We start from the raw sequence: 7,502 nt of genomic DNA, 5'->3' as shown, positions 1-7,502 counted from the left end.
GAGCGCAAATCAGGAGAACGTCTCGCGGCATCATATGCCAACTTTTTAATCAGTAACGGTCAAGTTATTTTCCCTAAGCTAGACGACAAGTTTGACGAAGCCGCAAAAACGATACTAGAAACTGCCTTTCCCGACCATGACGTTGTTGGTATTAAAGCACGTGAGATTTTATTAGGTGGCGGCAATATCCATTGTATTACTCAACAGGTGCCTAGATAGCTATACGATACACCTAATTTAGGAAGTGGTTACACAAGCATCGGATGTGGCACAACCACCGACGGCGTTAGGATGGCAATACGAGTCGATCATGACCCAAGAAGAGATGCGCCAAGCGCCTTTTGAATACATTGAAGTTGATTGATTATAATCGAACAAGAAGGCTCAGTGACCTTGGGTATCTACGCCCAGTTAAATTTTTCTTTTCAAAAAAGCTGTCGAATAAAACGTAAAAAAGCAGCCAAGTGTATTGGCTGCTCTATGACTAAACAGGTGTTGAATTAGAATTCATACTTCACGTTAAACTCAATAGACTGCTCGGCACCGTACCAACAGTACGCTTGGCTATAACAAGTGTAGTATTCCTCATCAAAAAGGTTACTCACAACTAAGTTAGCCTGTGCGCCTGATAATGACTCTGAAGCATTGCCTAAATCATAACCAAGAGACAAATCAACAAGGGAATAAGAAGGAACTTTTTGAACTGAATTGGTCGCATCACCTTCCATTTCACCCATATAACGAACACCAGAGCCCACTCTTAAACCAGATAGTGCACCCGTATAGAAGTGATAGTTTGCCCATAGATTTGCTGCATGCGTAGGTACATAAATCGGTGTCGTTCCTACTAGACTTGAGTCAACATCTTCTGTTACTTCCATATCAATGTAAGTATATGAAGCGGCTAAATCTAAATTGTCCGTTGCAAACCAGCGCCCTTCAAATTCAGCACCTTGAGAAACAACTTCACCAAGTTGAACACTTGCAGGATAGTTGCCCTCAGGATCAGGTACAATGTAGTCTTCTTTCGTAATGTGGAAATAAGACATCGTAAATTGCTTAGACATATCCATTGATAGATATTTCAAACCAACTTCGATCTGCTTACCTATTTGAGGGTCAAATCCATCTCCGTTTACATCTACACCGGCTGCAGGTTCAAAGCTTGTTGCGTAACTAATGAAAGGTGAAAAACCGTTCCCTAGATCATACAAGCCACCGACACGGTATGAGAAATTACTATGGTCAGCGTCAAAGTCGACCCCATAATAATAATTCTCGGATTTATAACTATCGTAGCGACCACCAGCAATGAGTACTAGGTTATCAATTCTCAACTGGTCTTGAGCATAAAAACCAAACTGCTCTACATCAGTGTGGTTGTTGTAGACCGTCCCTACACCCATATTGTTTCTATCTATGTAGTCATTGCTTGGATTAAAGATATTAACTACGTAGCTCTTATCATAGTATGTTGTATCAATTGCCGAGCCTTCCATACTTTGATAATCAAAGCCAAATAATAGGTTGTGCTCAATGCTACCTGTCGTAATTGACTTAGTAAGCTGATTATCGATAGTAACGCTTTGAAGATCTTCATCGAAACTGTACGCGTAATTGGCTATATCACCAGTAGTAAAGTCACCGTCGTAGTAATACGTATCTTCTCGGTATGTTGACGCATCAATGTAACGAGCATTTTGTAAAAAGGTCCAACCATTATTAAAATCATGGTTTATTTTATAACCAAGCATCAACACTTCACGTTCAAACGTACTCCAATCATCAGCCCCAGTAAAAGTAGACGGTGAAGTAGAACCTAGTGGGTGGTCAATGAACATACCGACAGCAGGTAAAGAAGAGTCCATTCCTAGCGCAGGATCATTTTGATAGTAAAGATTAAAGTTAATTAGGGTTTGCTCAGACACCTGCCAATCGACAGAAGGGGCAATTAAGTAGCGCTCTTCTTCAACCGAGTCGGCTTGACTGTCTTGAGTTCGAGCCTTACCAATAAATCGATAAGAGAAATCACTATCACCAAACTGCCCTGTGGTATCAATTGAAGCTTCAACTAAATTACGAGAACCTGTAGAAAAACTCACTTCTGTATGAGGTTCTGATTGAGGTGTTTTCGCAATCATATTCACCATGCCACCCGGTGGCATAGAGCCATAAAGAACTGAGGTCGGTCCTTTAAAGACTTCTACTTGCTGTAATGCAATTGGATCTATCTGTATTGGTAAAAAACCATTGAGGTAAGGTAAAACCATACCATCATAGTAGTTTGTAGAAACGTCAAAACCACGAATATTAAACGTATCATATAAGGTCACTGCCCCACCTCGTTGTTCGGCGGTAACACCTGGAGCATAACGAAGAGCTTGTCCAAGAGACTTTACACCTCTTTGTTCAAGTTGTTCTTGTTCAATAACCGTAATACCTTGTGGTGTTTCTTCTGGCTCTAATGCCGTTTTTGTTGCCGTATTTCGATATGTTTGACCTAAAACGGTAATGGTTTCATGTTCGGTTTCTTCTGCAAAAGAAGGGGTAGATAAAATACTTAAAAGTGCGACAGATAAAATTGAGCGCTTAAATTGTGTCCTAGTTTCCATTTCGTCCTCGAATACCAATGCTATTAATTAGAAATAATTTTGTAAATAAGAATAAATATCATTTGCATTGTATTGGTTTTCAAATCGAAAAATTAACACTTTGGTGCAATCATTCAAAAATAATTGATAGAAGTCAGAATTGTTAACGCCGCTTAAGGGTTCATAGCCTACTGGATACATCTCTAGTTCGTAACCATCAAGACCTTTGTGTTTAACCATTGCATATGTTTGGTGAGGTATTGTAAGCGTATGAAGTTGGTCAGAAATCAAGCCTGGTAACAAAGGGAGTTCTACCTCGTCTTCGACCTTAATACCTGCCCAGTACTGAATATTAGTTCCATCAAATTGGGCCTGTGTCACATCGATCACACCAACTTTTTGATTATGTATGGACTCATTTTGTGGCGCTAAGATTTATTCTAATTGATACCAAAGTAATGGAACCTTATGAAGAAACCATAGCTAGATGCTCCATTTTGTATGGTCTAGTCTGAAAAAGTCAGTATGATAACGCTATTGATTATCATTTAGTTATTCAGATGTTTTTCCAGTTAATAAATATAGTTACCAGCAAGAAGCCCCCCTCTTTGCATCAAAAAATTTTCTCTTATTCAAAAGAAGTGACACCCTATTGGAGAGGAAGCTATGGACCATTACATGGAAGAGCGATTGCTATTACCAATGATGATAGCCATATTGAGCTCAAACGAGTCTTTGATAATCTCGTAAAAGCCCATCCTGAGGCTGGTCAAGCGTATTGGTTAACTCGAACGTGGGATCTAGTGTGCTGGCAACCGATTTATGTCACATTCATTTCAATTTATACTCTACAATCATTGCCTGACATTAAAAACATTGGGCAATTCACATACAAGAAATTTATTACTGGATACCGATTTTTTAATGATGACCATAAGCATGGTACTCCAGAAGAGCTTATCCCGCATGCAGCCGAAGCGATACTAACGTTAACAAATTTCTATCGTTCTCAAATAAACAAATGGACTCGAATTCGTCCTGGTTTTACTAACCACCTGCTCGCTGATTTGTTACTAACTAGTTTGATTAAACTGCAACATTTTCAACCAAACATAACTAATGAGTATATTATCGAACAAGCTCAACTTTGGTTGGGTGCTTGCCATCTCCCCGTGAGACATTTAGATAGCTTAAAAATAGAAGATGATGGCAGACTAAGACTGGTGCGAGTCAGTTGTTGTTTAGTGTATAAGTGTGAATCGGGTGCATATTGTGATGACTGCCCAAGACACCCTAACAATAAGAAAAAATAACCATAACTCGGTGATTATTCGATAAACTATGCACTTCTGTATAGCTAACACATACACCACGATTTCATCATCGATGACTTCATAGGCTAAGCGATAACCTGCAGTACGTAGTTTGATCTTATAAACTGACTTTGAATTGGTGGAGCTAACTAGCTTCATCTACTGCGTTAATTCATTTTATTTGAGTAACAGAGCAAAATAGGCTTGAAGAATTAGGCCGAAATTTTTGCGTTCTATTTGATGTGAGGAGTCACACCAACGCCGTATTCAGCAACTTGTCGTAACTTTTCATCTCTAAATTAACGTACGAACGATGCGCTCTACCTCTTTGACGTTAGCTATTGCAAGAAACCCATAGTCGGTAAATTGCCGATCACCATCACCGTCGGTATAAAACCTTCTTTCAAAAATTAGATCACCAGAACCATCTGATCGTTGTTTGCGACGAAGATCTTGCAAACGAGTTGAGTTAAAAGAACGAATTGTTGTTGTGAACCCACCATCAAAAATAATCGCGCGAGAGTTGGTTACTATATAAGCGGTTCTTTTGGCTTTATACACCATCAGTAATGGTGAGAACTGCATTACAATACCGATTAGCAAGAATGGCACACCAAAAAAAGGGAACAAATCAAAGCCTTTTTTGAAATCAGGTATCTCAAAGCCAAAGCCACTCGCGATCCAAAATAAAAAGAATGCGTTCCAAGGTATAGCTACCAAAAAAATAGGAATTGAGCGACGCGCAAACTTTCTTGGAACGGGTTTTCCTGCCCAGCTGATTTTTTCTCGGTCCTCCAATTCTACTTCTATCAAAGCTCTTAAAGCAGAAGGAAATTGTTGTGTGTCGGTTTGGGATAAATACATAATTTTAAGTTAACGCCTCTCAATTACCTTATTATACCTATCTCGCTGCCATAGGGTGATTTGGATTTAATTCGAGCAAATCCCAATACCACTTTTTTGGCGTTCAGGACGAATAAAAAGCATCGCAACATGGCGACCTTCCTTTAGCTCAATGACACCTTCGATATTTTCGTCGTTCTCAGCAACTAGCATTAAGTTATCGCCTTCCATTCTGTTGAGGAATGCATCGCGCGTAGCGATCTTTGAAAAGGTTGTAATCCCCTCATCAGACAATGTGCCTGCAACAGACTGCAAAAACGAGTCTATACAAATTGCACTTACAGCCTCAAGATCCTTCTCTTCCATTTTTCTGACAATGATCAATGCCTCCTAAGAACTTAACGCCTCATCAAAGGGAAATTTATAATCGTCTAAAATAACGAACGAAGTGAGAATAGCCAACTGGAATTAGCTTCGCCCTAGAGCGGAAGTCCAATTATCTTGTTAGCCAATTCTGTTACGGTTGCTCAATACTTTTTGTTTGAATAACAATACAAAACCAACAATTAAGAGCACAAAGAACAACATGGTAAAACTACTTTTTAGGATGGTAAGCGTGCTGGCAATTTTAACGGTTGTTACCTGTAACTCTGGAAATGAATTTATCATTTTTATAATGAATATGTTCTCAACATAATCAAACATACCCGCTAAAAAGGGCACTAAAGCAAAGTAATAAATTTTAGAGTTTCTGCTAGATGTTTTGCCAAACAGCCAAACTAACATTAATGAGTAAGTAATAGAAAACAAGCCAGGATAAATGAAATCGAAGGGTAATTGAGTAGATAAATAAGTCGCACGCCCTTCTATACCTAATGTGTTAAGTAAGTTATCTGCATAGGCAAACGAATACCCGAATGGAGATAAATCAAATATTGGTAGCTCTGGTGCAAATGTAGAAACGGCTGGAATAGAATAAGACAACATTGTTAAATAGACTATCATTGTCAATAAAAACAAAATACTAACGTTCTTTCCCGTTGAGAGTTTCTGTACAAATCGAACAACAATTTCCATGTGAATATCACCTTATTAAAGCTTAGCTAGGCATAATGACTCCCCACTCTGACTGTTGTTCTCCAATCAATCGTGGATGAACTGAACACTAGAACCATAATAATTTTTATTAACGAAACATAAATTTGGTGATCAGCATGTCAAAACATAACATACTTTTTATCACGATTTTGAGCTAATGCAGTGGTTCAAGTATCGAACGTGGCACCACCACCGACGGCATTAGGATGGCAATACCGTTTTACGATATTGAACCACGTACATAGGCTGAAGACAGGTACCACGATGGATTATGTAAGGTAGGCGCTGCTTGAAGCACGCATCCACAACACTCAACTTGAACACCGTAATCACAAAACTTAACTCAAACCAAAATTGCCAAGCGTGCTGAATCACTCTTAAATTGTTTGTTATATCACTTTATCATGAGCTACAATGACCATTATAACGACCAGTTAAAGGACTTATTTAATGACCACTAGAATCTTAGCCGATGTTGCTGCAAGTATTACTGAATTCAAAGCGAACCCAATGAAAGTTGCAACTAGCGCATACGGTGATCCTGTTGCTGTACTCAACCGAAATGAACCTGCTTTCTATTGCGTACCAGCTGAAGCATACGAAATGATGATGGACAGGCTCGAAGATCTTGAACTACTTACAATAGCAAAAGAACGCGAACTTGAAGAGAGTGTTTCGGTCAATATTGATGACCTATAAGCTTGATTTAAAAAAGAGCGCACTCAAAGAGTGGAAGAAACTCGCCTCAACTTTACAACAACAGTTCAAGAAAAAGCTGATTGAACGTTTAGATAACCCTCATGTGCCTGCATCCAAGCTTTCTGGTGCAGACAACATGTATAAAATCAAACTACGCCAATCTGGCTATTGCTTAGTGTACAAAGTTGAAGATGACGTAATCATAGTAACCGTCTTAGCTGTAGGTAAACGAGAACGAAGCGATGTTTACCGTAAGGCTATGAAAAGATTGGATGATTAGTGATATAACGCCCATATTAACTGGATAAAAATTGTGGGCTAAAATCTCGGAGCGATGGCCCACTGTTTTTTAGTCCTGTTGATTGGCTTGTTATGTGTTTGGTTGGGTTAAGCACATTTGAATCAATTGATGTTCACCAACCTTTTCAACTTGTTTGATATACATAAACCCAAATGATTCATAATACTCTTTTAAATACTCATGAGCATGAATTTCAATGCTATTGATACTGAGCTGATTAGCTTTAGAAATTATCGACTCTATAAGTTTCCTTGCAATTCCATTGCCTCGATAATCTTTCTTTATAGCAACTCTAGCCATTATCGCGCTATTATTTTTACCCAGAGCTAATCTTGCAACACCAATCGCGACATCATCAATGTATGCCAAAGAATGATATGAATTTGAATCTAATCCATCAAGATCCAAATCTAAAGGTATGCCTTGTTCTTTAACAAATACTTCATTACGGATTGCCTGAGATATTTTTATTGTTTCTACATCATTATTAACGATAATTCTCACGCTTATCTAGCCTCAAAAATATTAAAAACACATAACGCCCAAATCAGGCGACCAGACCGCGGAGTGGATTTTTTTGTTATAAAACCGGATTACACCTCTAAATTTGAGGATGAGTTGAAAGAAAACATACGAACTTCATCCCGAGGAAACCAA

Annotated in this window: 9 protein-coding genes and 3 pseudogenes; 5 read left to right on the top strand and 7 right to left on the bottom strand. The window is 38.7% G+C overall.

Annotated elements, in window-relative coordinates:
• Together ACXJY6_RS19655 and ACXJY6_RS19650 are read left to right on the top strand one after the other, a co-directional pair.
• Positions 1 to 219 (top strand): agmatine deiminase family protein (locus tag ACXJY6_RS19655; protein ID WP_458769372.1); only part of this gene is annotated, 219 nt, incomplete at its 5' end.
• A gap of 76 nt (positions 220 to 295) precedes the next feature.
• Positions 296 to 452 (top strand): annotated as a pseudogene (locus ACXJY6_RS19650) (IS3 family transposase); the annotation flags it as partial.
• Positions 453 to 500: 48 nt separating this feature from the next.
• Here ACXJY6_RS19650 and ACXJY6_RS19645 read toward each other — a convergent pair.
• Positions 501 to 2,612 carry a TonB-dependent siderophore receptor gene (locus tag ACXJY6_RS19645; RefSeq protein ID WP_458769371.1) on the bottom strand — a complete coding sequence of 704 codons (2,112 nt, stop codon included), beginning with the start codon at positions 2,610 to 2,612 and terminating at the stop codon, positions 501 to 503.
• Between the two features lie 159 nt (positions 2,613 to 2,771).
• Positions 2,772 to 2,993 (bottom strand): annotated as a pseudogene (locus ACXJY6_RS19640) (AraC family transcriptional regulator); the annotation flags it as partial.
• 158 nt (positions 2,994 to 3,151) lie between these two features.
• On the opposite strand from ACXJY6_RS19640, the gene ACXJY6_RS19635 reads away from it, so the two are divergent.
• Positions 3,152 to 3,904, top strand: a complete 753-nt coding sequence (locus ACXJY6_RS19635; protein ID WP_456049324.1) for a siderophore ferric iron reductase — start codon at positions 3,152 to 3,154, stop codon at positions 3,902 to 3,904.
• On the opposite strand, the pseudogene ACXJY6_RS19630 reads toward ACXJY6_RS19635, so the two are convergent.
• From ACXJY6_RS19630 to ACXJY6_RS19615, 4 genes and pseudogenes are all read right to left on the bottom strand, one after another.
• Positions 3,833 to 4,033: pseudogene (locus ACXJY6_RS19630) on the bottom strand (hypothetical protein); the annotation flags it as partial. The gene ACXJY6_RS19635 and the pseudogene ACXJY6_RS19630 sit on opposite strands and share 72 nt — an antisense overlap.
• A gap of 165 nt (positions 4,034 to 4,198) precedes the next feature.
• The gene (locus ACXJY6_RS19625; RefSeq protein WP_458769370.1) at positions 4,199 to 4,768 is read right to left on the bottom strand and encodes a PH domain-containing protein; all 570 of its coding nucleotides are present in this window, start codon (positions 4,766 to 4,768) and stop codon (positions 4,199 to 4,201) included.
• A gap of 66 nt (positions 4,769 to 4,834) precedes the next feature.
• Positions 4,835 to 5,131 (bottom strand): GNAT family N-acetyltransferase, encoded by a 297-nt coding sequence (locus tag ACXJY6_RS19620; RefSeq protein ID WP_458769369.1) that lies wholly within the window; start codon positions 5,129 to 5,131, stop codon positions 4,835 to 4,837.
• A gap of 120 nt (positions 5,132 to 5,251) precedes the next feature.
• Positions 5,252 to 5,824 (bottom strand): hypothetical protein, encoded by a 573-nt coding sequence (locus ACXJY6_RS19615; RefSeq protein ID WP_458769368.1) that lies wholly within the window; start codon positions 5,822 to 5,824, stop codon positions 5,252 to 5,254.
• A 471-nt stretch (positions 5,825 to 6,295) separates the two neighbouring features.
• Here ACXJY6_RS19615 and ACXJY6_RS19610 point away from each other — a divergent pair, with 471 nt between their 5' ends.
• The gene (locus ACXJY6_RS19610) at positions 6,296 to 6,544 is read left to right on the top strand and encodes a type II toxin-antitoxin system Phd/YefM family antitoxin (RefSeq protein ID WP_458769367.1); all 249 of its coding nucleotides are present in this window, start codon (positions 6,296 to 6,298) and stop codon (positions 6,542 to 6,544) included.
• On the top strand, positions 6,534 to 6,824 hold the full coding sequence (locus tag ACXJY6_RS19605; RefSeq protein WP_458769366.1) for a type II toxin-antitoxin system RelE family toxin: 291 nt from the start codon (positions 6,534 to 6,536) through the stop codon (positions 6,822 to 6,824). Before ACXJY6_RS19610 ends, ACXJY6_RS19605 begins: the two co-directional genes overlap by 11 nt.
• A 90-nt stretch (positions 6,825 to 6,914) precedes the next feature.
• Here ACXJY6_RS19605 and ACXJY6_RS19600 read toward each other — a convergent pair whose 3' ends face one another.
• Entirely contained in the window at positions 6,915 to 7,349 is a 435-nt protein-coding gene (locus tag ACXJY6_RS19600) for a GNAT family N-acetyltransferase (RefSeq protein ID WP_458769365.1), read from the bottom strand.
• Positions 7,350 to 7,502 lie beyond the last annotated feature (153 nt).

Source organism: Vibrio phycocola (genome assembly GCF_054404255.1).
This window is presented reverse-complemented; position numbering and strand designations above follow the sequence as displayed.